The organism is Pseudomonas sp. SIMBA_067 (genome assembly GCF_046534675.1).
Classification (GTDB): domain Bacteria; phylum Pseudomonadota; class Gammaproteobacteria; order Pseudomonadales; family Pseudomonadaceae; genus Aquipseudomonas; species Aquipseudomonas putida.
This window is the reverse complement of record NZ_JAWRYH010000002.1, coordinates 321500-344181: the sequence shown is the minus strand read 5'-3', so window position 1 is coordinate 344181 and position 22682 is coordinate 321500. Positions and strand designations below refer to the sequence as shown.

20 protein-coding genes and 1 pseudogene are annotated in these 22682 nt (G+C 62.0%); 20 read left to right on the top strand and 1 reads right to left on the bottom strand.

The genetic code is table 11. The features are described from left to right. Positions 1-70: 70 nt before the first annotated feature. The 7 genes from SB765_RS06840 (at position 71) to SB765_RS06810 (ending at position 8369) form a co-directional block, all read left to right on the top strand. On the top strand, positions 71-1429 hold the full coding sequence (locus SB765_RS06840) for a glutamine synthetase family protein (RefSeq protein WP_016502145.1): 1359 nt from the start codon (positions 71-73) through the stop codon (positions 1427-1429). A 48-nt stretch (positions 1430-1477) separates the two neighbouring features. Further along, positions 1478-2839: an aspartate aminotransferase family protein gene (locus tag SB765_RS06835; protein WP_019473410.1), complete on the top strand. Its 1362-nt coding sequence runs from the start codon at positions 1478-1480 to the stop codon at positions 2837-2839. A gap of 169 nt (positions 2840-3008) precedes the next feature. Beyond that, positions 3009-4106 (top strand): polyamine ABC transporter substrate-binding protein, encoded by a 1098-nt coding sequence (locus tag SB765_RS06830; RefSeq protein WP_016502143.1) that lies wholly within the window; start codon positions 3009-3011, stop codon positions 4104-4106. Positions 4107-4264: 158 nt separating this feature from the next. Next, positions 4265-5359: a polyamine ABC transporter substrate-binding protein gene (locus SB765_RS06825; protein WP_041167936.1), complete on the top strand. Its 1095-nt coding sequence runs from the start codon at positions 4265-4267 to the stop codon at positions 5357-5359. 60 nt (positions 5360-5419) lie between these two features. Further along, entirely contained in the window at positions 5420-6562 is a 1143-nt protein-coding gene (gene potA, locus SB765_RS06820) for a polyamine ABC transporter ATP-binding protein (protein ID WP_043198900.1), read from the top strand. After that, positions 6559-7479 carry an ABC transporter permease subunit gene (locus SB765_RS06815; RefSeq protein WP_341797062.1) on the top strand — a complete coding sequence of 307 codons (921 nt, stop codon included), beginning with the start codon at positions 6559-6561 and terminating at the stop codon, positions 7477-7479. Before potA ends, SB765_RS06815 begins: the two co-directional genes overlap by 4 nt. Continuing rightward, positions 7476-8369, top strand: a complete 894-nt coding sequence (locus tag SB765_RS06810; RefSeq protein ID WP_016489721.1) for an ABC transporter permease subunit — start codon at positions 7476-7478, stop codon at positions 8367-8369. The genes SB765_RS06815 and SB765_RS06810 overlap by 4 nt, the downstream gene beginning before the upstream one ends. A 148-nt stretch (positions 8370-8517) precedes the next feature. Here SB765_RS06810 and SB765_RS06805 read toward each other — a convergent pair. Next, positions 8518-8721, bottom strand: a pseudogene (locus SB765_RS06805) (transposase); the annotation flags it as partial. A gap of 256 nt (positions 8722-8977) precedes the next feature. On the opposite strand from SB765_RS06805, the gene SB765_RS06800 reads away from it, so the two are divergent. The 13 genes from SB765_RS06800 (at position 8978) to SB765_RS06740 (ending at position 22566) form a co-directional block, all read left to right on the top strand. After that, complete coding sequence (locus tag SB765_RS06800) at positions 8978-10066, top strand: efflux RND transporter periplasmic adaptor subunit (RefSeq protein WP_410931109.1); 1089 nt, start codon at positions 8978-8980, stop codon at positions 10064-10066. Continuing rightward, positions 10063-11130, top strand: coding sequence for an efflux RND transporter periplasmic adaptor subunit (locus SB765_RS06795; RefSeq protein WP_341797060.1), 1068 nt, complete (start codon positions 10063-10065; stop codon positions 11128-11130). Before SB765_RS06800 ends, SB765_RS06795 begins: the two co-directional genes overlap by 4 nt. Continuing rightward, on the top strand, positions 11127-14192 hold the full coding sequence (locus tag SB765_RS06790) for an efflux RND transporter permease subunit (protein WP_410931108.1): 3066 nt from the start codon (positions 11127-11129) through the stop codon (positions 14190-14192). Before SB765_RS06795 ends, SB765_RS06790 begins: the two co-directional genes overlap by 4 nt. A 195-nt stretch (positions 14193-14387) precedes the next feature. Next, the gene (oscA, locus tag SB765_RS06785) at positions 14388-14570 is read left to right on the top strand and encodes a sulfur starvation response protein OscA (RefSeq protein ID WP_016489716.1); all 183 of its coding nucleotides are present in this window, start codon (positions 14388-14390) and stop codon (positions 14568-14570) included. Between the two features lie 48 nt (positions 14571-14618). Next, positions 14619-15626, top strand: a complete 1008-nt coding sequence (locus SB765_RS06780) for a sulfate ABC transporter substrate-binding protein (RefSeq protein ID WP_016502136.1) — start codon at positions 14619-14621, stop codon at positions 15624-15626. A gap of 186 nt (positions 15627-15812) precedes the next feature. Then, the gene (cysT, locus tag SB765_RS06775; protein ID WP_012274724.1) at positions 15813-16631 is read left to right on the top strand and encodes a sulfate ABC transporter permease subunit CysT; all 819 of its coding nucleotides are present in this window, start codon (positions 15813-15815) and stop codon (positions 16629-16631) included. 11 nt (positions 16632-16642) lie between these two features. Beyond that, a complete protein-coding gene (gene cysW, locus SB765_RS06770; RefSeq protein ID WP_016502135.1) occupies positions 16643-17515 on the top strand; it encodes a sulfate ABC transporter permease subunit CysW in 873 nt (290 codons plus the stop codon). Positions 17516-17518: 3 nt separating this feature from the next. After that, positions 17519-18508: a sulfate/molybdate ABC transporter ATP-binding protein gene (locus SB765_RS06765; RefSeq protein ID WP_016502134.1), complete on the top strand. Its 990-nt coding sequence runs from the start codon at positions 17519-17521 to the stop codon at positions 18506-18508. A gap of 344 nt (positions 18509-18852) precedes the next feature. Continuing rightward, a complete protein-coding gene (locus tag SB765_RS06760; protein ID WP_028614098.1) occupies positions 18853-19653 on the top strand; it encodes an energy transducer TonB in 801 nt (266 codons plus the stop codon). A 30-nt stretch (positions 19654-19683) separates the two neighbouring features. After that, positions 19684-20403, top strand: a complete 720-nt coding sequence (locus SB765_RS06755; protein ID WP_016502132.1) for a MotA/TolQ/ExbB proton channel family protein — start codon at positions 19684-19686, stop codon at positions 20401-20403. Between the two features lies 1 nt (position 20404). Further along, positions 20405-20806, top strand: coding sequence for an ExbD/TolR family protein (locus tag SB765_RS06750; protein WP_012274719.1), 402 nt, complete (start codon positions 20405-20407; stop codon positions 20804-20806). A gap of 283 nt (positions 20807-21089) precedes the next feature. Beyond that, complete coding sequence (locus tag SB765_RS06745; protein ID WP_341797058.1) at positions 21090-21671, top strand: alpha/beta hydrolase; 582 nt, start codon at positions 21090-21092, stop codon at positions 21669-21671. A 64-nt stretch (positions 21672-21735) separates the two neighbouring features. Beyond that, positions 21736-22566, top strand: a complete 831-nt coding sequence (locus SB765_RS06740) for a sigma 54-interacting transcriptional regulator (protein WP_341797057.1) — start codon at positions 21736-21738, stop codon at positions 22564-22566. Positions 22567-22682: the final 116 nt, after the last annotated feature.

Below are 22682 nucleotides of genomic sequence, written 5' to 3'. Positions count from 1 at the left end.
GGGGTTTTTGCTTTAGCAATCTACTCCATCCAGAATCAATGCGCGGCCCACCTTACCTCCTGAGGTATTTATGAGTAACAACCTCGACCAGCTCACCGATTGGTTGAAAGAGCACAAGATCACCGAAGTCGAATGCATGATCAGTGACCTGACCGGCATCACGCGCGGCAAGATTTCGCCCACCAACAAATTCATCGCCGAAAAAGGCATGCGCCTGCCCGAGAGCGTGCTGCTGCAGACCGTGACCGGCGACTACGTCGACGACGACATCTATTACGAACTGCTCGACCCGGCCGACATCGACATGATCTGCCGCCCCGACGAGAATGCCGTGTTCCTTGTACCGTGGGCCATCGAGCCGACTGCGCAGGTGATCCACGACACCTACGACAAGAAGGGCAACCCGGTCGAACTGTCGCCACGCAACGTCTTGAAGAAAGTCCTCAAGCTCTACGCCGACAAGGGCTGGCAGCCGATTGTCGCGCCTGAGATGGAGTTCTACCTGACCAAGCGCAGCGAAGACCCGGACTTCCCGTTACAGCCTCCGGTAGGCCGTTCGGGCCGCCCGGAAACCGGCCGCCAGTCGTTCTCGATCGAAGCCGCCAACGAATTCGACCCGCTGTTCGAAGACGTCTACGACTGGTGCGAACTGCAGCAGCTGGACCTGGACACGCTGATCCACGAAGACGGCACGGCGCAGATGGAAATCAACTTCCGTCACGGCGACGCCCTGCACCTGGCCGACCAGATCCTGGTGTTCAAGCGCACCATGCGCGAGGCGGCGCTCAAGCACAACGTGGCTGCCACCTTCATGGCCAAGCCGATGACCGGCGAGCCGGGCAGTGCCATGCACCTGCACCAGAGCGTGGTCGACGTGGCCACCGGCAAGAACATCTTCAGCAATGAAGACGGCAGCATGAGCGAGCTGTTCCTCCACCACATCGGTGGCCTGCAGAAGTTCATCCCCGAGGCGCTGCCGCTGTTCGCCCCCAACGTCAACTCGTTCCGCCGCTTCCTGCCCGACACTTCGGCGCCGGTGAACGTGGAGTGGGGCGAAGAAAACCGCACTGTCGGCCTGCGCGTACCGGATGCCGGCCCGCAAAGCCGCCGGGTCGAGAACCGCCTGCCGGGCGCCGACGCCAACCCATACCTGGCCATTGCTGCCAGCCTGCTGTGTGGCTACATCGGCATGGTCGAAGGCATTCAGGCCAGCGCGCCGGTACAGGGCCGTGGCTACGAACGCCGCAACCTGCGCTTGCCGCTGACCATCGAAGACGCCCTGGAGCGCATGGAAAACAGCCGTGCGCTGGTGCAGTACCTGGGCAAGAAGTTCATCACCGGCTACGTCGCAACCAAGCGCGCCGAACACGAAAACTTCAAGCGTGTCATCAGTTCCTGGGAGCGAGAGTTCCTGCTGTTCGCTGTCTGATAAACCCTGGGGCCGCTGGAGCGCGGCTGTCGAACAACGGAGAAGCACATGAGCACCAACAACCCGCAAACCCGTGAATGGCAAACCCTGAGCGGGGAGCACCATCTCGCACCTTTCAGTGACTACAAGCAGCTGAAGGAGAAGGGGCCGCGCATCATCACCAAGGCCCAGGGGGTGCATTTGTGGGACAGCGAGGGGCACAAGATCCTCGACGGCATGGCGGGCCTGTGGTGCGTGGCGGTCGGTTACGGCCGTGAAGAGCTGGTGCAGGCAGCAGAAAAGCAGATGCGCGAGCTGCCGTACTACAACCTGTTCTTCCAGACGGCCCACCCGCCTGCACTGGAACTGGCCAAGGCCATTACCGATGTGGCGCCCGAGGGCATGACCCATGTGTTCTTCACCGGCTCCGGCTCCGAAGGCAACGACACCGTGCTGCGTATGGTGCGCCACTACTGGGCGTTGAAGGGCAAGCCGCACAAGCAGACGATCATCGGCCGTATCAACGGCTACCACGGCTCCACCTTTGCTGGTGCTTGCCTGGGCGGCATGAGCGGCATGCACGAGCAGGGCGGCTTGCCGATCCCGGGCATCGTGCACATCCCGCAGCCGTACTGGTTCGGCGAAGGCGGTGACATGACCCCGGATGCGTTCGGTATCTGGGCGGCCGAACAGCTGGAGAAGAAAATCCTCGAAGTCGGCGAAGACAACGTCGCCGCCTTCATTGCCGAGCCTATCCAGGGTGCAGGCGGCGTGATCATCCCGCCAGAAACCTACTGGCCGAAGGTGAAGGAGATTCTCGCCAAGTACGACATCCTGTTCGTTGCCGACGAAGTCATCTGTGGTTTCGGCCGTACCGGCGAGTGGTTCGGCTCTGACTACTACGACCTCAAGCCCGACCTGATGACCATCGCCAAGGGCCTGACCTCCGGTTACATCCCCATGGGCGGTGTGATCGTGCGTGACAAAGTGGCCAAGGTGATCAGCGAAGGCGGTGACTTCAACCACGGCTTCACCTATTCGGGCCACCCGGTAGCGGCCGCGGTGGGCCTGGAAAACCTGCGCATCCTGCGCGACGAGAAAATTGTCGAGAAGGCGCGTACTGAAGCGGCACCGTATTTGCAAAAGCGTTTGCGTGAGCTGCAGGACCACCCGTTGGTGGGGGAAGTGCGCGGCCTTGGCATGCTTGGCGCGATCGAACTGGTGAAAGACAAGGCCACCCGCAGCCGTTACGAGGGCAAGGGCGTGGGCATGATCTGCCGCACCTTCTGCTTCGAAAACGGCCTGATCATGCGTGCGGTGGGTGACACCATGATCATCGCGCCGCCGCTGGTCATCAGCCATGCGGAAATCGACGAACTGGTGGAAAAGGCACGCAAATGCCTCGACTTGACCCTTGAGGCGATTCGGTAGGCATTTGCTAGGCTAGCGATGTGACATTAAGTCGTTACAAGGCTCTGCTTTCCTTGAAACAGAGCCTCGTAACTTGCCAGACTAGCGACTGATTCAGTCGCCGCGCGCTCTGCACCGTAGGTCCTGGCTGCTGAACAGATGGCTAAATAAAAATTCTGGAGCATGACGCATGAATAAAATGGGCAAGACGTTGCTGGCCGCAGCCCTGATGGGTGCCATGGCTACTGCTGCACAGGCTGACGACAAGGTGTTGAACGTCTACAACTGGTCGGACTACATCGCGCCGGACACCATCGCCAAGTTCGAGAAGCAGACCGGTATCAAGGTCAAGTACGACGTATTCGACAGCAACGAAACCCTCGAAGCCAAGCTGCTGGCAGGCAAGTCGGGCTACGACATCGTGGTGCCGTCCAACAACTTCCTGGCCAAGCAGATCAAGGCGGGGGTTTACGAGGAACTGGACCGTTCCAAGCTGGCTAACTGGAAAAACCTCGATCCGGACCTGCTCAAAGCCGTTGGCGATGCCAGCGACAAGGACAACAAGCACGCCTTCCCTTACATGTGGGGCTCGATCGGCATCGGCTACAACCCGGAGAAGGTCAAGGCCGCGCTGGGCGTGGACAAGATCGACTCGTGGGACGTCGTGTTCAAGCCTGAGAACATTGCCAAGCTCAAAAGCTGCGGTGTGAGCTTCCTGGATGCACCGACCGAAATGATCCCGGCCGCGCTGCACTACCTGGGCCTCCCGAGCGACAGTACCAAGAAAGAAGACCTGAAGGCCGCCGAGGACCTGTTCCTCAAGATTCGTCCTTCGATCACCTACTTCCACTCTTCCAAGTACATCGGTGACATGGCCAACGGCAACATCTGTGTAGCCGTCGGTTACTCGGGTGACCTGGAGCAGTCCAAGGCCCGTGCCCACGAAGCCGGAGACAAGGTCAAAGTGGACTACGTCATTCCGAAAGAAGGCGCCGGTACTTTCTACGACATGGTCGCCATCCCGAAAGATGCCGAGCACAAGGATGAGGCCTACCAGTTCATGAACTTCCTGCTGCAGCCGGAAATCATGGCCGAGATCACCAACGCCGTGCGCTTCCCGAACGGCAACCAAGCTGCTACTGCGCTGGTGGATAAAGACATCAGCGGTGACCCGAGCATTTACCCGCCTGCCGAAGTGAAGAAGCAGCTGTACGCAATCGCTGCGCCTGACGCTTCTGTGCAGCGTGTGATCACCCGCAGCTGGACCAAGATCAAATCGGGCAAATAAGCCCGATGCGACACCTCTGGGCCGGGCTTTACCGGCCCAGAGCCAGTGAAAGGCAATTGTTGATTGCGGCATCGAAGCTGCGAAGGTAAGTTGCGCGCCGGTTTTGCGTGTGCGGCAGCATTGTCGCGACCCAGGCACTGATTGTGAGGAGCACCCACTTGTCTATTTCTGTATTCCGCAAGGCCTTGATGGCCGGTGCGGGCCTGACGCTGGCATGCAGCGTCCAAGCGGCGCCTACGGTGCACTTTTACAACTGGTCCGACTATATCGGCCCGACCACACTCGCGGACTTCGAGAAAGCAACGGGCATCAAGCCCGTGCAGGACGTGTTCGACTCCAACGAAACCCTGGAAGGCAAGCTGCTGGCCGGTAACACCGGCTATGACGTGGTAGTGCCGTCCAACCATTTCCTCGGCAAGCAGATCAAGGCGGGCGCGTTCCAGAAGCTCGACAAGAGCCTGCTGCCCAATTATGCCAACCTGGACCCGGCGTTGATGAAACGCCTGGAAAAGAACGACCCAGGCAACCAGTACGCCGTGCCTTACCTGTGGGGCACCAACGGCATCGGTTACAACGTCGACAAGGTGAAGGCCGCGCTGGGCGTGGACACCATCGACTCCTGGGCCGTGCTGTTCGAACCCGAGAACATGAAGAAACTCTCCAAGTGCGGCGTGGCCTTCCTCGACTCGGCGGACGAAATGCTGCCGGCGGTGCTCAACTACATGGGCCTCAACCCCAACAGCACCGACCCCAAGGACTATGCAAAAGCCGAGCAGAAGCTGCTGGCCGTGCGCCCGTACGTGACCTACTTCCACTCGTCCAAATACATCACCGACCTGGCCAACGGCGACATCTGCGTCGCGGCAGGCTTCTCGGGCGATATCTTCCAGGCCAAGGCCCGCGCTGAAGAAGCGAAGAAGGGCGTGAACCTGGCCTACGCCATTCCCAAGGAAGGCGGCAACCTCTGGTTCGACGTGCTGGCGATCCCCGCCGACGCCAAGAACGTCAAAGAGGCCCACGCCTTCATCAACTATTTGCTGAAACCTGAGGTTATCGCCCAGGTCAGTGATTACGTCGGTTACGCCAACCCGAACCCCAAGGCTGGCGACCTGATGGACCAGGCCGTGAGGACTGACGCTGCGGTTTACCCACCGCAGGAAGTGCTGGACAAGATGTTCGTGAATTCAGAGTTGCCGCCCAAGGTGCAACGCTTGATGACCCGTAGCTGGACCAAGGTCAAGTCGGGCAAGTAACAATCCAGGCCCGCCGCCCAAGCAGGGGCGGGCACACAAATCTTGTTGGGAGTTTCACTCATGGCAGTTGCCTCCGGTGCCTATAAGAAAGCCCTCGAGGGTGGCCAGCAACCCAAGCAGGTGCTGGTCAAAATCGACCGGGTCACGAAGAAGTTCGACGAAACCATCGCCGTAGACGATGTGTCACTGGAAATCCGCAAAGGCGAGATCTTCGCCCTGCTGGGTGGCTCCGGTTCCGGCAAATCGACCCTGCTGCGCATGCTGGCCGGCTTCGAGCGCCCTACCGAAGGGCGGATCCTGCTCGACGGCGTCGACATCACCGACATGCCGCCCTACGAGCGGCCGATCAACATGATGTTCCAGTCCTACGCCCTGTTCCCACACATGACCGTGGCGCAGAACATCGCCTTCGGCCTGCAGCAGGACAAGCTGCCCAAGGCTGACATCGACGCCCGCGTGGCCGAGATGCTCAAGCTGGTGCACATGACCCAGTACGCCAAGCGCAAGCCGCACCAGCTGTCCGGTGGACAGCGTCAGCGCGTAGCCTTGGCCCGCTCCCTGGCCAAGCGCCCCAAGCTGCTGCTGCTCGACGAGCCGATGGGTGCGCTGGACAAGAAACTGCGTTCGCAGATGCAGCTGGAACTGGTGGAGATCATCGAGCGCGTGGGCGTGACCTGCGTGATGGTGACCCACGACCAGGAAGAGGCCATGACCATGGCCCAGCGTATCGCCATCATGCACTTGGGCTGGATCGCCCAGATCGGCTCGCCTGTGGATATCTACGAAACGCCAACCAGCCGCCTGGTGTGCGAGTTCATCGGCAACGTCAACCTGTTCGAAGGAGAAGTGGTGGACGACGCCGAAGGCCACGCGATCATTGCCAGCCCGGAGCTGGAGCGCAAGATCTACGTCGGCCACGGCATCACCACCTCGGTGGAAGACAAGCACATCACCTACGCCCTGCGCCCGGAAAAGATGCTGGTCACTACCCAGCAGCCGACCTGCGAGCACAACTGGTCGCGCGGCAAGGTACACGACATCGCCTACCTGGGCGGCCACTCGGTGTTCTACGTCGAGCTGCCGAGCGGCAAGGTGGTGCAGTCGTTCGTCGCCAACGCCGAGCGCCAGGGCACCCGCCCGACCTGGGGCGATGAAGTGTACGTGTGGTGGGAAGACGACAGCGGCGTGGTACTGCGGTCATGAAACTGCGCAAGCTCAAGCGAGCCTTCCAGCGCCTGACCCCGAAGGGGCGGCACGTGGTGATCGGCGTGCCGTTCATCTGGCTGTTCCTGTTCTTCATGCTGCCGTTCTTCATCGTGCTGAAGATCAGTTTCGCCGAAGCCGACGTGGCGATCCCGCCGTACACCGAGATCTACAGCTACGTCGAAGACAAGATCCAGTTGGTACTCAACCTGGCCAACTATGGCTTGTTGACCGAGGATGAACTGTATCTTTCGGCTTATCTGGGCTCGTTGAAGATGGCCTTCTTCAGCACCCTGATGTGCCTGCTGATCGGCTTCCCGATGGCCTACGCCATTGCCAACGCCAAGAAGGAAACCCAGACCGTCCTGCTGCTGCTGATCATGATGCCGACCTGGACCGCGATCCTGATTCGCGTCTACGCCTGGATGGGCATCCTCAGCAACAACGGGCTGCTGAACGGCTTCCTGCTGTGGACCGGGTTGATCGACCAGCCGCTGCAAATCCTCAACACCAACCTGGCGGTGTACATCGGCGTGGTCTATTCGTACCTGCCGTTCATGATCCTGCCGCTGTTCGCCAACCTGGTGAAGCATGACCAGAGCCTGCTGGAAGCGGCATCGGACCTGGGTTCGAGCACCTTCAACAGCTTCTGGAAAATCACCGTGCCGCTGTCGAAAAACGGCATCATCGCCGGCTGCATGCTGGTGTTCATCCCGGTGGTGGGCGAGTTCGTGATCCCTGAACTGCTCGGCGGCCCGGAAACCCTGATGATCGGTAAAGTGCTGTGGCAGGAGTTCTTCAACAACCGTGACTGGCCGGTAGCCTCTGCGCTTGCGGTAGTGATGCTGGCGATCCTGATTGTGCCGATCCTGCTGTTCAACCGCAGCCAGGCCAAAGAAATGGAGGGTCGCGCATGAAACGCTTCAGTTTCTCCAAGCTGATGCTGGTGCTCGGCTTGCTGTTCATCTACCTGCCGATGCTGATCCTGGTGATCTACTCGTTCAACGCCTCCAAACTGGTGACGGTGTGGGGTGGCTGGTCGATCAAGTGGTACGTCGGCCTGCTCGACAACACCCAGTTGATGGGGTCGGTGATGCGCTCGCTGGAAATCGCCTGCTACACGGCGGTGGCGGCGGTGGCGCTGGGTACGCTGGCGGCCTTCGTGCTGACCCGGGTCACCCGCTTCAAGGGCCGTACGCTGTTCGGTGGCCTGGTCACCGCGCCGCTGGTAATGCCTGAAGTGATCACCGGTCTGTCGTTGTTGCTGCTGTTCGTGGCCATGGCGCAGATGATCGGCTGGCCGCAGGAGCGCGGTATCGTCACTATCTGGATCGCCCACACCACGTTCTGTGCGGCGTATGTGGCGGTGGTTGTATCGGCGCGGCTGCGTGAGCTGGACCTGTCGATCGAAGAAGCGGCAATGGACCTGGGTGCCAAGCCGTGGAAGGTGTTCTTCCTGATCACCATCCCGATGATCGCGCCGTCGCTGGCGGCGGGCGGCATGATGTCGTTCGCGCTGTCGCTGGACGACCTGGTACTGGCCAGCTTCGTGTCTGGCCCGGGTTCGACCACCTTGCCGATGGAAGTGTTCTCGGCAGTGCGCCTGGGCGTGAAGCCGGAGATCAACGCCGTGGCCAGCCTGATCCTGCTGTCGGTGTCGCTGGTGACCTTCTTTGTCTGGTACTTCAGCCGCCGCAGCGAAGAGCGTCGTCGCAAGGCGATTCAGCAGGCGATCGAGGAAGGCGCTGCGGCCAATGCTTCGCAGCCGCAGGTCAAGCGCCCGACACAGGTAGCTGCGTCGGCCTGACCCGGCCCTTTCGCGGGCATGCCCGCTCCCACAGGGACACCACAGTTTTCAGCTTGTGGTGGGCCCTGTAGGGGAGGGAAACTACAGTCATCAGGTTTGTGATGAACCCTGTGGGAGCGGGCAAGCCCGCGAATGCCCCAGCACCCATTCAAAGCCATACGGCGTCCCAGTGGGGATAGTCCCTGACACTCCTGACCAATCCAGCCCTCAATGGATTGGCAACAATGTACCGGGCTACATGCACCACATTCTCTTCTCTGCGCAGCGCATGGTCCTGGTAACCCGGCTGCCATATCCGTTTGTGCCTGACACCTGCCTTGCGCAACGCAATGGCTGTGCGTGATTTGAATTTTGAACGGTAGCGGCTCAACTGGCACTGCCGGGTAGCTGTTGGTTTCTGGATATGGCAGAAGCTCAGGTGTGCCGTGCGGGCCTCTTCGCGGGCACGCCCGCTCCCACAGGTACTGCACAGGTCCCAAGGGTGGCGCGAAGAGGCCGGCACAGGCTGTGAAAATACCGAACTGATCCGCGTCAGTGATGTTTATCGAACCCTGAACTACGCTCACAGTCGCATTCCACAATCATTTGTGCACAAGCAAGGAGCCAGCATGGCGTTGATGCGTCCGCTGTCGGTCGTCTGCCTGGGGCTGCTTTACATGCTCACCGGCTGTAGCAAGGAAGAGGTCCCCGAGACGTTGCCTCGGGTAGGTGTGCAACAGGTCCAGCCCACCGATTTCGCTGCCAGGGTCACCCTGACCGGCGACGTACAGGCGCGGGTGCAGACCGATTTGTCGTTCCGCGTCGGCGGCAAGATCATTTCGCGCAGTGTGGATGTGGGCGATCACGTCAAGGCCAACCAGGTGCTGGCCCGGCTCGACCCAAAAGACCTGCAGAACAACGTCGACTCGGCCAAGGCCGAAGTATTCGCCGCGCAGGCGCGGGTCACCCAGACCAGCGCCGCCTTCGTGCGCCAGCAAAAACTGCTGCCCAAGGGCTACACCAGCCAGAGCGAATACGATGCTGCCGAGGCCGCGCTGCGCAGCAATCAGAGCGCGCTCAAGGCCGCCCAGGCGCAACTGGCCAATGCCAACGAGCAACTCAGCTACACCGCACTGGTCTCCGAGGCCGCCGGGGTGATCACCGAGCGCCAGGCCGAAGTCGGCCAGGTGGTGCAGGCGACCATGCCGATCTTCAGCCTGGCCACCGATGGCGACCGCGATGCAGTGTTCAACGTCTACGAATCGCTGCTGGTAGCACCCCCCAGCGATGCAGGGGTGATCGTCAGCCTGCTGGACGACCCCAAGGTCCAGGCCCATGGCTTCGTGCGCGAAATCACCCCGACGGTGTCGGCGCAAAGCGGCACGGTGCAGGTCAAGGTCGGCCTGAAAGACGTGCCTGCAGGTATGCAACTGGGTGCACCGGTGACCGCCACCACCAATGCCCAGGGCCGGCCCAGCATCGAACTGCCGTGGTCGGCGCTGACCAAGGCCCTGCATGAGCCCGCTGTGTGGGTGGTGGGCGAGGGCGACAAGGTGGAATTGCGCAAAGTCGACGTCAGCCGTTACCTCACCGGCAAGATTGTGGTCGCCAGCGGCCTGAAGGGCGGCGAAACCGTGGTGGTCACTGGCGGGCAGTTGCTGCACCCCGGCATGCAGGTGCAGAAGGTGGACGCCAAAGCCCAAGGGGGTGAGCTATGAAACGCCTGCTGCTGATGCTGTCGGCCGGCGTATTGCTGGCTGGCTGCAGTAGCGACGAAGAAGCACCAGAGCCGATTCGGCCGGTGCTGTCGGTGAAGGTCGAACCCCAGGTGCAGTCACAGCTGGGCCGCTTCGCCGGCAGTATCCAGGCGCGTTTCGAAAGTACCCTGGGCTTTCGGGTTTCCGGGCGCATTGCCCGGCGTTGGCTGGATGTGGGCGCCCAGGTGAAGCCGGGCGACACCTTGGCCACCCTCGACCCGACCGACCAGCAGAACCAGCTGCGCGCAGCCGAAGGCGACCTGGCCAAGGTGCAGGCGCAGTGGATCAACGCCCAGGCCGATGCCCGTCGTCAGCAACAGCTGTATGACCGCGGCGTTGGCGCCCAGGCCCAGCTGGATATCGCCCAGACCAACCTGAAAACCACCAGCGCGGCGCTGGAGCAGGCGCGCTCTACGCTCAGCCAGGCACGTGACCAGCTTGACTACAGCACCCTGCGCTCCGACCACGCCGCCGTGATTACCGCCTGGCAGGCCGAAGCCGGGCAAACGGTAACGGCCGGGCAGGCCGTGGTGACCCTGGCCCGACCGGATGTGAAGGAAGCGGTCATCGACCTGCCAATCGGCCTGGCCGAGCAGATGAGCAAAAACCTGACGTTCACCGTGGCCTCGCAACTGGACCCGACCATCAGCACCACGGCAAGCCTGCGCGAACTGGAGCCCCAGGCCGATGCCACCACCCGTACCCGCCGCGCTCGCCTGACCCTGGCCAGCACGCCGGCGGCCTTTCACCTCGGCACCGCCATCAGTGTGACCCTCAGTTCGCAAGTGTCCCCGCGCAGCGAATTGCCCTTGAGTGCCTTGCTCGAGCGCGATGGCAAGACCCAAGTATGGGTGATCGATACCCAGCAGAAGACTGTGGCCACCCGTGACGTGACGCTGATCGGCCGCACCGCGGACAGCGTCGTGCTGAGCGCCGGCGTGCAGCCTGGTGAGCGCGTGGTCACCGCCGGCGTCAACAGCCTCAAGCCTGGCCAGAAGGTCACCTTCGACGAGGATGCGCAATGAAAGGAAGCTTCAACCTGTCCGACTGGGCACTCAAGCATCAATCGTTCGTCTGGTACCTGATGTTCGTTGGCTTGTTGATGGGGATTTTCTCCTACTTCAACCTGGGCCGAGAGGAAGACCCGTCGTTCACCATCAAGACCATGGTCATCCAGACCCGCTGGCCCGGCGCGACCCAGGACGAAACCCTGTACCAGGTCACCGACCGCATCGAGAAGAAGCTCGAGGAGCTGGACTCTCTCGACTACACCAAAAGCTACACCCGACCGGGTGAGTCCACCGTCTACGTGTACCTGCGCGACACCACCAAAGCCAAGGACATCCCGGATATCTGGTACCAGGTGCGCAAGAAGATCCAGGATATTCGTGGCGAATTCCCGGCGGGCATCCAGGGCCCGGGCTTCAACGACGAATTCGGTGATGTATTCGGCTCGATCTATGCCTTTACCGCCGACGGCCTGACCTTGCGCCAGCTGCGTGACTACGTGGAACAGGCGCGGGCGGAGGTCCGCGATGTACCCAACATCGGCAAGATCGAGCTGGTCGGCACCCAGGACGAAGTGCTGTACCTGAACTTCTCCACCCGCAAGCTGGCTGCCCTGGGCATTGACCAGCGCCAGGTGATGCAGGCACTGCAAGCGCAGAACGCGGTGACGCCGGCCGGCATGATCGAGGCCGGGCCGGAGCGCATCTCGGTGCGTACGTCCGGGCAGTTTGCCTCGGAGAAGGACCTGCAAACCGTCAACTTGAGGATCAACGATCGCTTCTTCCGCCTGGCCGATATCGCTGACATCGAGCGTGGCTACGTCGACCCGCCTTCGCCCATGTTCCGCTACAACGGCCAGACGGCCATAGGCCTGGCCATCGGCATGAAGGCCGGCGGCAATATCCAGGTGTTTGGTGCGGCGCTGAAAAAGCGCATGGACCAGGTGATCGAAGACCTGCCGGTAGGTGTCGGGGTACACACCGTCTCCGACCAGTCGGTGGTGGTCAAGCAGGCGGTCGGCGGCTTCACCAGCGCGCTGTTCGAGGCGGTGGTAATCGTGCTGGCCGTGAGTTTCGTCAGCCTTGGCGTGCGCGCCGGCCTGGTGGTTGCCTGCTCGATCCCGCTGGTGCTGGCCATGGTTTTCGTGTTCATGGAGTACAGCGGCATCACCATGCAGCGGATTTCGCTGGGTGCGCTGATCATTGCGCTTGGCCTGCTGGTGGACGATGCGATGATTACCGTGGAGGTGATGGTCACGCGGCTGGAAATGGGCGAAAGCAAGGAGCAGGCGGCGACGTTCGCCTATACCTCGACAGCCTTCCCCATGCTTACTGGCACCTTGGTGACCGTGGCTGGGTTCGTGCCCATTGGCCTCAACGCCAGCTCTGCGGGTGAATACACCTTCACCCTGTTCGCGGTGATCGCCGTGGCCCTGATCGTGTCCTGGGTGGTGGCAGTGTTCTTCGCGCCGGTGCTCGGGGTGCATATCCTCAAAAGCGACAAGCTCAAGGCCCACGATGCCGAACCCGGCCGGGTCGGGCGGGCATTTGAGGGCGGGTTGCTGTGGTGCATGCGCAACCGCTGGTTGACCATCATCGGCACCGTAGTGCTGTTCGCCCTGTCGATCTTCTGCATGCGTTTTGTGCAGAACCAGTTCTTCCCGTCCTCGGACCGCCCGGAAATTCTCGTCGACCTCAACCTGCCGCAGAACGCCTCGATCGAGGAAACGCGCAAGGTAGTCGACCGCCTCGAGGCGCGGATCAAGGACGACCCGGACCTGGTGCGCTGGAGCACCTATATCGGGCAAGGCGCGATTCGCTTCTACCTGCCCCTCGACCAGCAGCTGCAGAACCCGTACTACGCGCAATTGGTGATCGTCAGCAAGGGCTTCGAAGAGCGCCAGGGCATGATCGACCGCCTGCAGAAGATCCTGCACGAAGACTTCGTCGGCATCGGTACCAACGTGCAGTCGCTGGAGATGGGCCCGCCGGTGGGCCGGCCGATCCAGTACCGGGTCAGCGGTGCCAACATCGACCAGGTGCGCAAGCACGCCATCGAGCTGGCCACCTTGCTCGACCAGAACGAACACATCGGCGAGATGATCTACGACTGGAACGAGCCGGGTAAGGTGCTGCGCGTGGAAATCGCCCAGGACAAGGCCCGCCAGCTGGGGCTGTCGTCCGAAGACGTGGCCAATGTGATGAACAGCATCGTCAGTGGCGTGCAGATCACCCAGGTCAACGACAACATCTACCTGGTGGACGTGGTCGCCCGCGCCGAATACAGCGAGCGCGGCTCGCCCGATACGCTGCAGAACTTGCAGATTCTGACCCCCAACGGCACCTCGATCCCGCTGCTGTCGTTCGCCACCGTGCGTTACGAGCTGGAGCAACCGCTGGTGTGGCGCCGTGACCGCAAGCCGACCATCACCATCAAGGCTTCGGTCAATGGCGAGATCCAGCCCACTGACCTGGTGGCGCAGCTCAAGCCGAAGATCGATGAGTTCGCCAGCCAGTTGCCGGTCGGTTACGAAGTGGCCACGGGCGGTACGGTGGAGGAGAGCAGCAAGGCCCAGGGCCCCATCGCCAAGGTCATTCCGCTGATGCTGTTCCTTATGGCGACCTTCCTGATGATCCAGCTGCACAGCGTGCAGAAGTTGTTCCTGGTGGTCAGCGTGGCGCCGCTGGGGTTGATCGGCGTGGTACTGGCGCTGGTGCCCACGGGCACGCCGATGGGCTTCGTGGCGATCCTCGGCATCCTGGCGCTGGCAGGTATCATCATTCGTAACTCGGTGATCCTGGTAACCCAGATCGACGAGTTCGAAGCCCAGGGCTTCTCGCCGTGGGATGCGGTGGTGGAGGCCACCAACCATCGTCGTCGGCCGATCCTGCTGACCGCAGCGGCGGCGAGCCTGGGCATGATCCCGATTGCCCGCGAGGTGTTCTGGGGGCCGATGGCCTACGCCATGATTGGCGGGATCATCGTTGCCACCTTGCTGACGCTGCTGTTCCTGCCGGCGCTGTATGTGGCCTGGTACAAGATCCGCGAGCCTGAAAACAGTACCAAAACCCAGCACTAAACCCTGTGGGAGCGGGCATGCCCGCTCCCACAGAGGTACTTTCGTCGCCTGTAATACTGCGATTTTAATTTGGTTATATAAACATTCTTAAACAGTATTTTTAAGAATAACTCCGCCTCACTACTATTGCCCTCAGGCCAGGCGCAAATCCCCTTCTAACCTCTGCCCGGCACCCTCACTCCAAGGAGAACGAGCATGAGTGCATCTCTGCGTAGCATCGACGGTCAGGACGAAGCCACCATTCTGCGTGAAATCCAGAGCGCCTTGCGCGACCTGCGGTTTGGTGCGGTGGAGATCACTGTGCACAACGCTCAGGTCGTACAGATCGAGCGCAAGGAGAAGTTCCGCCTGCAACAGCCCGGCAACAAGTCCGGCTGATCGCGCCACACCTCCAAAATTAGAAAAATGCCAATCGGGAGCTTCACCATGTCCATTCGCCGTTATGCGCTTGCCGCTCTGGCCAGTGCTGTTTTTGCCGGTTCCGCCATCGCCAAGGACTACGAACTGCTGAACGTGTCCTACGACCCGACCCGCGAGCTGTACCAGCAGTACAACGCCGAGTTCATCAAGCACTGGCAGCAGGCCCACCCGGGCGACAAGGTGAAGATCCAGCAATCCCATGGTGGCTCGGGCAAGCAGGCCCGTGCGGTGATCGACGGCCTGCGCGCCGACGTGGTGACCCTGGCCCTGGCCGGCGACATCGACGAAGTGGCCAAGCTCGGCAAGACCCTGCCGGACAACTGGCAGACCCGCCTGCCGGATGCCAGCACCCCGTATACCTCGACCATCGTGTTCCTGGTGCGCAAGGGCAACCCGAAAGGCATCAAGGACTGGGGCGACCTGATCAAGAAGGACGTCTCGGTCATCACCCCCAACCCGAAAACCTCCGGCGGTGCACGCTGGAACTTCCTGGCGGCCTGGGCCTATGGCCTGAAGGCCGGTGGTAGCGAAGACAAGGCCAAGGCCTACGTGCAGGAGCTGTTCAAGCACGTACCGGTGCTGGATACCGGCGCCCGTGGCTCGACCATCACCTTCGTCAACAACGGCCAAGGCGACGTGTTGCTGGCCTGGGAAAACGAAGCCTTCCTGGCGCTGAAGGAAGACGGTGGCGCCGACAAGTTCGACATCGTCGTACCGTCGCTGTCGATCCTGGCCGAACCGCCCGTTGCGGTGGTGGACAAGAACGCCGAGAAGAAGGGCAATACCGACATTGCCACCGAATACCTCAAGCACTTGTACAGCCCGGCCGGGCAGAAGATTGCCGCCGAGAACTTCTACCGCCCGCGTGACGAGAAGGTCGCCGCCGAATTCGGCAAGCAATTCCCGAAACTGGACCTGGTAACCATCGACAAGGACTTCGGTGGCTGGAAAACTGCACAACCCAAATTCTTCAATGATGGCGGTGTGTTCGACCAGATCTATCAGGCACAGTAAACGCCAGGGAAAAGCGGGGGCCGCCTTGCGGCCCATTCGCGGCACAAGGCCGCTCCCACAAGGAATCGCAACCCCCTGTAGGAGCGGCCTTGTGCCGCGAATGGGCTGCAACGCAGCCCCAGGATTCAAAAGCTTGCACCGGCCCGGGATTGTTCCCGGGCTTAGTGCGTTCAACCAGGGATACTTATGTCGCGTCGTATTTCCCCCGTCATACCCGGCTTCGGGCTGACGCTGGGCTACACCTTGGTGTACCTCAGCCTGATCGTGCTGATACCGCTGGCAGCCATGTTCATTCATGCCTCGCAGCTGACCTGGGAGCAGTTCTGGAACATCATCAGTGCGCCGCGGGTGATCGCCGCGCTCAAGCTGAGTTTCGGCACCGCCCTGTTCGCCGCCATCATCAACGGGGTGATCGGCACCCTGCTGGCCTGGGTGCTGGTGCGCTACACGTTCCCTGGGCGCAAGATCATCGACGCGATGATCGACCTGCCGTTCGCCCTGCCCACCGCCGTTGCCGGTATCGCCCTGACTGCCCTGTACGCGCCTGCGGGCTGGGTTGGCCAGTTCGCCACCGACCTTGGCTTCAAGATTGCCTACACCCCGCTGGGCATCACCCTGGCCCTGACCTTCGTCACCTTGCCGTTCGTGGTGCGCACGGTGCAGCCGGTACTGGCCGATATCCCGCGTGAAGTGGAAGAGGCCGCGGCCTGCCTGGGAGCCAAGCCGCTGCAGGTGTTCCGCCATATACTGGCGCCAGCCCTGCTGCCGGCCTGGCTCACCGGCTTTGCCCTGGCCTTCGCCCGCGGCGTGGGCGAGTATGGTTCGGTGATCTTCATTGCCGGCAACATGCCGATGAAGACCGAGATCCTGCCGCTGCTGATCATGGTCAAGCTTGACCAGTACGACTACACCGGCGCGACCGCCATCGGCGTGCTGATGCTGGTGGTTTCCTTCATCCTGCTGCTGCTGATCAACCTGCTGCAGCGCCGCATCGAAACCCCTTGAAGGAGGCCGGCATGTCCAGTTCATCCCTGAGTGCAAGCGCCGCCGCCAACGCAGCCCGCCGTGGCAGTGCTACCTCGCGGCGCATTCTTATCGGCCTTGGCTGGCTGGTGTTCGCCCTGTTCCTGCTGCTGCCGCTGGTGATCGTGGTGTCGCAGGCGCTGAAGAACGGTTTTGGCACCTTCTTCGAGGCGATCTTCGAGCCTGATGCCTTGTCGGCGCTGAAGCTGACCCTGCTCGCTGTAGCCATTTCGGTACCGTTGAACCTGGTGTTCGGTGTCAGCGCAGCCTGGTGCGTGAGCAAGTACACCTTCCGTGGCAAAAGTATCCTGGTCACCCTGATCGACCTGCCGTTCTCGGTATCGCCGGTAATTGCCGGCCTGGTCTACGTGCTGATGTTCGGCGCGCAGGGCCTGTTCGGGCCCTGGCTGCAGGACCATGACATCCAGATCGTCTTCGCCCTGCCGGGCATCGTCCTGGCGACCATTTTCGTCACCGTGCCATTCGTGGCCCGTGAGCTGATCCCGCTGATGCAGGAGCAGGGCACGCAAGAAGAGGAGGCCGCGCGCCTGCTCGGCGCCAATGGCTGGCAGATGTTCTGGCACGTGACATTGCCCAACATCAAATGGGGCCTGATCTATGGCGTGGTGCTGTGTACTGCACGGGCCATGGGCGAGTTTGGCGCGGTGTCGGTGGTGTCGGGCCACATTCGTGGCGTGACCAACACCTTGCCGCTGCACGTAGAGATCCTCTACAACGAGTACAACCACGTCGCAGCCTTCAGCGTGGCCAGCCTGTTGCTGATCCTGGCGCTCTTCATCCTGCTGCTCAAGCAGTGGAGCGAGAACCGTATTAACCGCCTGCGCCACAGCGCCGCGGAGGAATGATTCATGTCGATCGAAGTTCGTAATGTCAGCAAGCGCTTCAACAGCTTCCAGGCCCTGAACAACATCAACCTGGACATCAACAGCGGCGAGCTGGTGGCGCTGCTGGGCCCGTCCGGCTGTGGCAAGACCACGCTGCTGCGCATCATCGCCGGCCTGGAAACCCCGGACCAGGGCAACATCGTGTTCCATGGCGAGGATGTGTCCGGCCACGACGTGCGTGACCGCAACGTCGGGTTCGTGTTCCAGCACTACGCGCTGTTCCGCCACATGAGCGTGTTCGACAACGTCGCCTTCGGCCTGCGCATGAAGCCCAAGGGCGAGCGCCCGAGCGAGAGCAAGATTGCCGAGAAAGTGCACGAGCTGCTGAACATGGTGCAGCTGGACTGGTTGTCCGACCGCTACCCGGAGCAGCTGTCCGGCGGCCAGCGGCAGCGTATCGCCCTGGCCCGCGCCCTGGCCGTGGAGCCCAAGGTGCTGCTGCTGGACGAGCCGTTCGGTGCGCTGGACGCCAAGGTGCGCAAGGAGCTGCGCCGTTGGCTGGCGCGGCTGCACGAAGACATCAACCTGACGTCGGTGTTCGTCACCCACGACCAGGAAGAGGCCATGGAAGTGGCTGACCGCATCGTGGTCATGAACAAGGGCGTGATCGAGCAGATCGGCTCGCCGGGCGAGGTGTACGAAAAGCCCGCCAACGATTTCGTCTACCACTTCCTGGGCGATTCGAACCGCCTGGCGGTGAGCGAAGGGCACCATGTGCTGTTCCGCCCGCACGAGGTGTCGCTGTCGCGGCATGAGACCGAAGGGCACCATGCTGCCGAGGTGCGGGATATCCGGCCGCTGGGCGCTACCACGCGAGTTACCTTGAAGGTGGAAGGGCAGAGCGAGTTGATCGAGGCCGAGGTGGTCAAGGACCATGACAGCCTGACCGGGCTGGCGCGGGGCGAGACGTTGTTCTTCCGGCCGAAGGTTTGGCAGAAGGTGGCGGATATCTGAGCCGCACTTGATGAGAAAAAGCCCGGGCTTGGTTCCGGGCTTTTTTTTGCCTGACGGATTGCCGGGGCTGTGTGCCGCGGCCGATGTGGGAGCTGGCTTGCCGGCGATCGAGGGCGCAGCCCTCGCGGCATTCTCATGCCTTGCGCGAATATTTTGCATGCCGACAATGCATCGCACTTACCCCTGAAAGCCGCAGGCCGCGCAATTCGTGGGTTTCACGCTCCCCCTAAAAAAAGATATTCAATTAAGTTCTAACCATAATTTTAAACATTACTTTAAGAGATAAGCCTCTGGCCCCGATGATTCAGCCACACACCTGAATCGAGACCCCAGGAGTTTGATCAATGGGTAATGTCCAGTCGGCCGTCAGGGCCTACGACCAGCCATGGCGCCCGGCCCCGGGTGACCTGGTCGAGCTTGGACGCACGCTTCGCCTCCCGCTTGGCCAGCTGCGCCTGCAACGCACGCCCGTCAGCGGGCTCAAGCGCCGCGACAAGCTGGTGTTGGGCCTGCTGGTGCTGGTGCTGCATGGCGCTGCAGCGTACTGGGTTAGCCAGGCGCCAACGCCCGAGCTGCCAGTGGTGCCGCCACAGGTGCCGCCCATGACCATCGAGTTCGCAGCGCCAGCGCCGCCCGTGGTCGAACCACCGCCGCCAGCGCCCGCGCCGCCTGTGGTCGAGCCGCCACCGCCACCACCGGTAGTCGACGAACTGGCCGCCAAGCCCAAACCCAAGCCAAAGCCCGTGCCCAAGCCTGTGGTCAAGCAAGCGCCCAAGCCACAGCCCAAGCCAGTCGAGGCACCACCGCCAGCGCCGGTGGCCGCCCCCGCACCGCCTGCGCCAGCGCCACCCGCGCCGGCCCCGATAACCCCGGCATCGGCCAACGCCGCGTACCTGAAGAACCCGGCACCGGAATACCCGCAAATGGCCCAGCGCCGTGGTTGGGAAGGCACCGTGCTGTTGCGCGTAGAGGTGCTGCCAAGCGGCAAGCCCGGGCAGATCCAGGTACAGAAAAGCAGTGGCCGTGACGCCCTCGACGCTGCCGCGCTGGCCGCGGTCAAGCGCTGGAGCTTCGTACCCGCCAAGCAGGGCGATGTGGCCCAGACCGGCTGGGTAAGCGTGCCGATCGATTTCAAGCTTCGCTAACTATTTCGCAGAACACAGGAAGACACCATCATGAGCCTGCTGGCATCCCCCCTCGAATCCGTTGAAAGCGCAGTCATCTGGCTGCTGGTCGGTTTCTCTGTCGTCACCTGGGGCCTGGCCTTGGTCAAGGTCGCGCAGTTCGTGCGGCTGAAAAACCAGGACAAGCGCTTCCACCAGCAGTTCTGGGCTGCCTCCAGCCTGGACTCGGCTGCCGAACTCAGCCATGAGCTGCCCGGCCCGGCGGCCCGCGTTGCCCAGTCCGGCTATGCCGCGATTGCCGTTGGTGATACCCAGGCCAATGACCTGAGCCACGCCATCAACCACCAGGACCGCCTGGAGCGTGCCCTGCGTCAGCAGATCGTGCGTGAGCGCCGCTCGCTGGAAACTGGCCTGGCGGTGGTCGCCAGTATTGGCAGTACCTCGCCTTTCATCGGCCTGTTCGGCACCGTGTGGGGCATCATGGAAGCGCTCAAGGGCATCAGTGCGGCCGGCTCCGCCAGCCTGGAAACTGTTGCTGGGCCCATCGGTGCGGCACTGGTGGCTACTGGTGTGGGTATCGCCGTCGCGGTGCCGGCAGTGCTGGTGTACAACTACTTCCTGCGTCGCCTCAAGCTGACTGCTGCCGACCTGGATGACTTCGCCCACGACTTTTACAGCCTGGCGCAGAAGAGTGCCTTCCGTGTGCTGGTGCACCCTGCTGTGCAAAAAGCCCAGCCTGGTTTCACCCAACCCGTGAAGGAGGCGTCCTGATATGGCCTTTTCGACCCAGGACAGCGACGAAGTCCTCAGTGAAATCAACGTCACGCCTTTGGTAGACGTCATGCTGGTGCTGCTGGTGGTGTTTATCGTCACCGCGCCGCTGCTGACCAACGCCATCCCTATCAACCTGCCCAAGACCGAGGCCGTGGCCCCGGTGGAGCAGAAGGACCCGCTGGTGGTCAGCATCGACGGTGAAGGCAAGCTGTTCATCAACAAGGACCAGATCCAGCCCGACCTGCTGGAAACCAACCTCAAGGCTGCCAAGGACAAGGACGCGGACGTGCGCGTGCAACTGCAGGCCGATGACGGCGTGAACTACGGCGAAGTGGCGCGGGCCATGGCAGCCATCGAACGTGCGGGGATCAGCAAACTGGCGGTGATAACCGCGCGCTGACTTTTACCAAACCTCTTCAGGCAAGTGCTTATGGGCCACATCTCTTGGCAGGGGTTGGCCCTCTTTTTTTTGCGTGATCCCTGTGGGAGCGGGCGTGCCCGCGAACACGGGCGAAGCCTGTGCCATCCACCGCGGTGCTTGCTTCGCGGGCATGCCCGCTCCCACAGGGATCGCACAAGCTATTGGTGTTTTGGTTATTAATAAATAGCTTCTTATTCCTTTACGAATATAACTCCCTCCCTATACTTGTCTCCAAGCACGCAAACTTACTGGAGGCGTCCCCATGCGCAATGAGTCGATTCGTTACCTGATTGTGCCGGGCTGGCAAGGATCGCCAGACAACCATTGGCAAAGTCACTGGCAGCGCACCCTGCCCAACAGTGCGCGGGTCGAGCAGCAAGACTGGCTCACCCCGCAACGGCAGGACTGGGTGCAGGCGCTGGAGCAGGCGATTGCCGCCGAGCGCTCGCCGGTGATCCTGATTGCCCACAGCCTTGGCTGCGTCACTGTCGCCCATTGGGCTGCGCAGGCCAGTCCGGCCTTGCGGCGGCAGGTGCGGGGTGCACTGCTGGTGGCTCCGGCAGACGTCGAACGGCCGACCTGCGCGCCGGCCCTGCGCAACTTCGCGCCGATCCCGACCGAAGCCTTGCCATTCCCCAGCCAGGTCGTCAGCTCTGACAACGACCCTGCCGTAAGCGTGCCGCGGGCGCTTTACCTAGCCCAGGCGTGGGGCGCCGAAGCGGGGTTGCTGAGCAATGCCGGGCACATCAACGTCAAGTCCGGCCATGAGCGCTGGGAACAAGGCTTCGCCTACTTGTATCGCTTGCAGAGCCGGGTCGAGCAGCGCGCACTGCGTCGCGCCTGATAGGCCTTAGCGTTTTCCGTTTACCTGACGCCCGGCCAATGAAGGCCTGGGGCGGGAGTTCGTCATGACGTTTCAAAACCCGTTTGGCCAGCCACTGCTGACCTTCCCCGAGCTGGACAAGAGCCCGCTGAGCATCCGTGCCAAGGCCCTGGTGTTTATCGACCCGCGTTCGCAGCAGTTGCGCGAAGACCTCGAGCGCTTGGCGCCGCAACCTTTGCCTGTGCTGATCCGTGGCGAAACCGGCACCGGCAAGGAGCTGCTGGCCCGGCAGATCCACCGTGCCAGTGACCGTGGAGGGCTGTTCGTGTCGGTCAACTGCGCGGCCATCAGCCCCACTTACGCCGATGCCGAGCTGTTCGGCTACAGCGCCGGCAGCCATGGCGGTACGGCCAGCAGCCGCGCCGGCTGGTTCGGTTCGGCCAACGGCGGCACGCTGTACCTGGACGAAATTGCCGACTTGCCGCTGGCCATCCAGGGCAAGCTGCTGTCGGCCCTGGAAAACCGCGAGGTCACCCGGGTGGGCGCGCAGCAGCCACAGCCGGTGGATGTGCGCCTGGTCGCCGCCACCAGCATTGACCTGGCGCGGGTGGTACGTGCGGGGCGCTTCAACGAGCGCCTGTACCAGTACCTGCGCGAGGGCGCGCTGGAACTGCCGCCACTGCGCGAGCGGCCGGGCGATATCCTGCCGCTGGCCGAGTACTTCGTGGGCATCTACAGCGTACGCCTGCAGCGGCCTGTGCCGTTGGTAAGCGAGGCGGCGCAGCAGGTACTGGAGGCGCATTTCTGGCCTGGCAATACCCGCGAACTGGAGAACGTCATTCACTTTGCCTTGCTGGTGAATGACAGCGAAGAGATCCAGCCAGAGGACCTCGACTTGCCCAACACCGCACGCTAGATACCGCTCATAAGCAAAGTGGCTGGTGGCAGTTTGCTTTTGGAATAAGCAGCTAAGTAAAAGATATTGTTACGGAATAAAAAATCTAGGTATTGTCCGTTTCACGCCCGCTGGTG

Excerpts from the sequence above, each read along its gene's own strand:
- SB765_RS06790 (WP_410931108.1), top strand. The coding sequence starts at position 11,127 with ATGAAAGGAAGCTTCAACCTGTCCGACTGGGCACTCAAGCATCAATCG.
- potA (WP_043198900.1), top strand. The coding sequence starts at position 5,420 with ATGGCAGTTGCCTCCGGTGCCTATAAGAAAGCCCTCGAGGGTGGCCAG.
- SB765_RS06740 (WP_341797057.1), top strand. The coding sequence starts at position 21,736 with ATGACGTTTCAAAACCCGTTTGGCCAGCCACTGCTGACCTTCCCCGAG.
- cysT (WP_012274724.1), top strand. The coding sequence starts at position 15,813 with ATGTCGCGTCGTATTTCCCCCGTCATACCCGGCTTCGGGCTGACGCTG.
- SB765_RS06815 (WP_341797062.1), top strand. The coding sequence starts at position 6,559 with ATGAAACTGCGCAAGCTCAAGCGAGCCTTCCAGCGCCTGACCCCGAAG.
- oscA (WP_016489716.1), top strand. The coding sequence starts at position 14,388 with ATGAGTGCATCTCTGCGTAGCATCGACGGTCAGGACGAAGCCACCATT.
- cysW (WP_016502135.1), top strand. The coding sequence starts at position 16,643 with ATGTCCAGTTCATCCCTGAGTGCAAGCGCCGCCGCCAACGCAGCCCGC.
- SB765_RS06765 (WP_016502134.1), top strand. The coding sequence starts at position 17,519 with ATGTCGATCGAAGTTCGTAATGTCAGCAAGCGCTTCAACAGCTTCCAG.
- SB765_RS06755 (WP_016502132.1), top strand. The coding sequence starts at position 19,684 with ATGAGCCTGCTGGCATCCCCCCTCGAATCCGTTGAAAGCGCAGTCATC.
- SB765_RS06810 (WP_016489721.1), top strand. The coding sequence starts at position 7,476 with ATGAAACGCTTCAGTTTCTCCAAGCTGATGCTGGTGCTCGGCTTGCTG.
- SB765_RS06830 (WP_016502143.1), top strand. The coding sequence starts at position 3,009 with ATGAATAAAATGGGCAAGACGTTGCTGGCCGCAGCCCTGATGGGTGCC.
- SB765_RS06835 (WP_019473410.1), top strand. The coding sequence starts at position 1,478 with ATGAGCACCAACAACCCGCAAACCCGTGAATGGCAAACCCTGAGCGGG.
- SB765_RS06750 (WP_012274719.1), top strand. The coding sequence starts at position 20,405 with ATGGCCTTTTCGACCCAGGACAGCGACGAAGTCCTCAGTGAAATCAAC.
- SB765_RS06780 (WP_016502136.1), top strand. The coding sequence starts at position 14,619 with ATGTCCATTCGCCGTTATGCGCTTGCCGCTCTGGCCAGTGCTGTTTTT.
- SB765_RS06840 (WP_016502145.1), top strand. The coding sequence starts at position 71 with ATGAGTAACAACCTCGACCAGCTCACCGATTGGTTGAAAGAGCACAAG.
- SB765_RS06800 (WP_410931109.1), top strand. The coding sequence starts at position 8,978 with ATGGCGTTGATGCGTCCGCTGTCGGTCGTCTGCCTGGGGCTGCTTTAC.
- SB765_RS06760 (WP_028614098.1), top strand. The coding sequence starts at position 18,853 with ATGGGTAATGTCCAGTCGGCCGTCAGGGCCTACGACCAGCCATGGCGC.
- SB765_RS06745 (WP_341797058.1), top strand. The coding sequence starts at position 21,090 with ATGCGCAATGAGTCGATTCGTTACCTGATTGTGCCGGGCTGGCAAGGA.
- SB765_RS06795 (WP_341797060.1), top strand. The coding sequence starts at position 10,063 with ATGAAACGCCTGCTGCTGATGCTGTCGGCCGGCGTATTGCTGGCTGGC.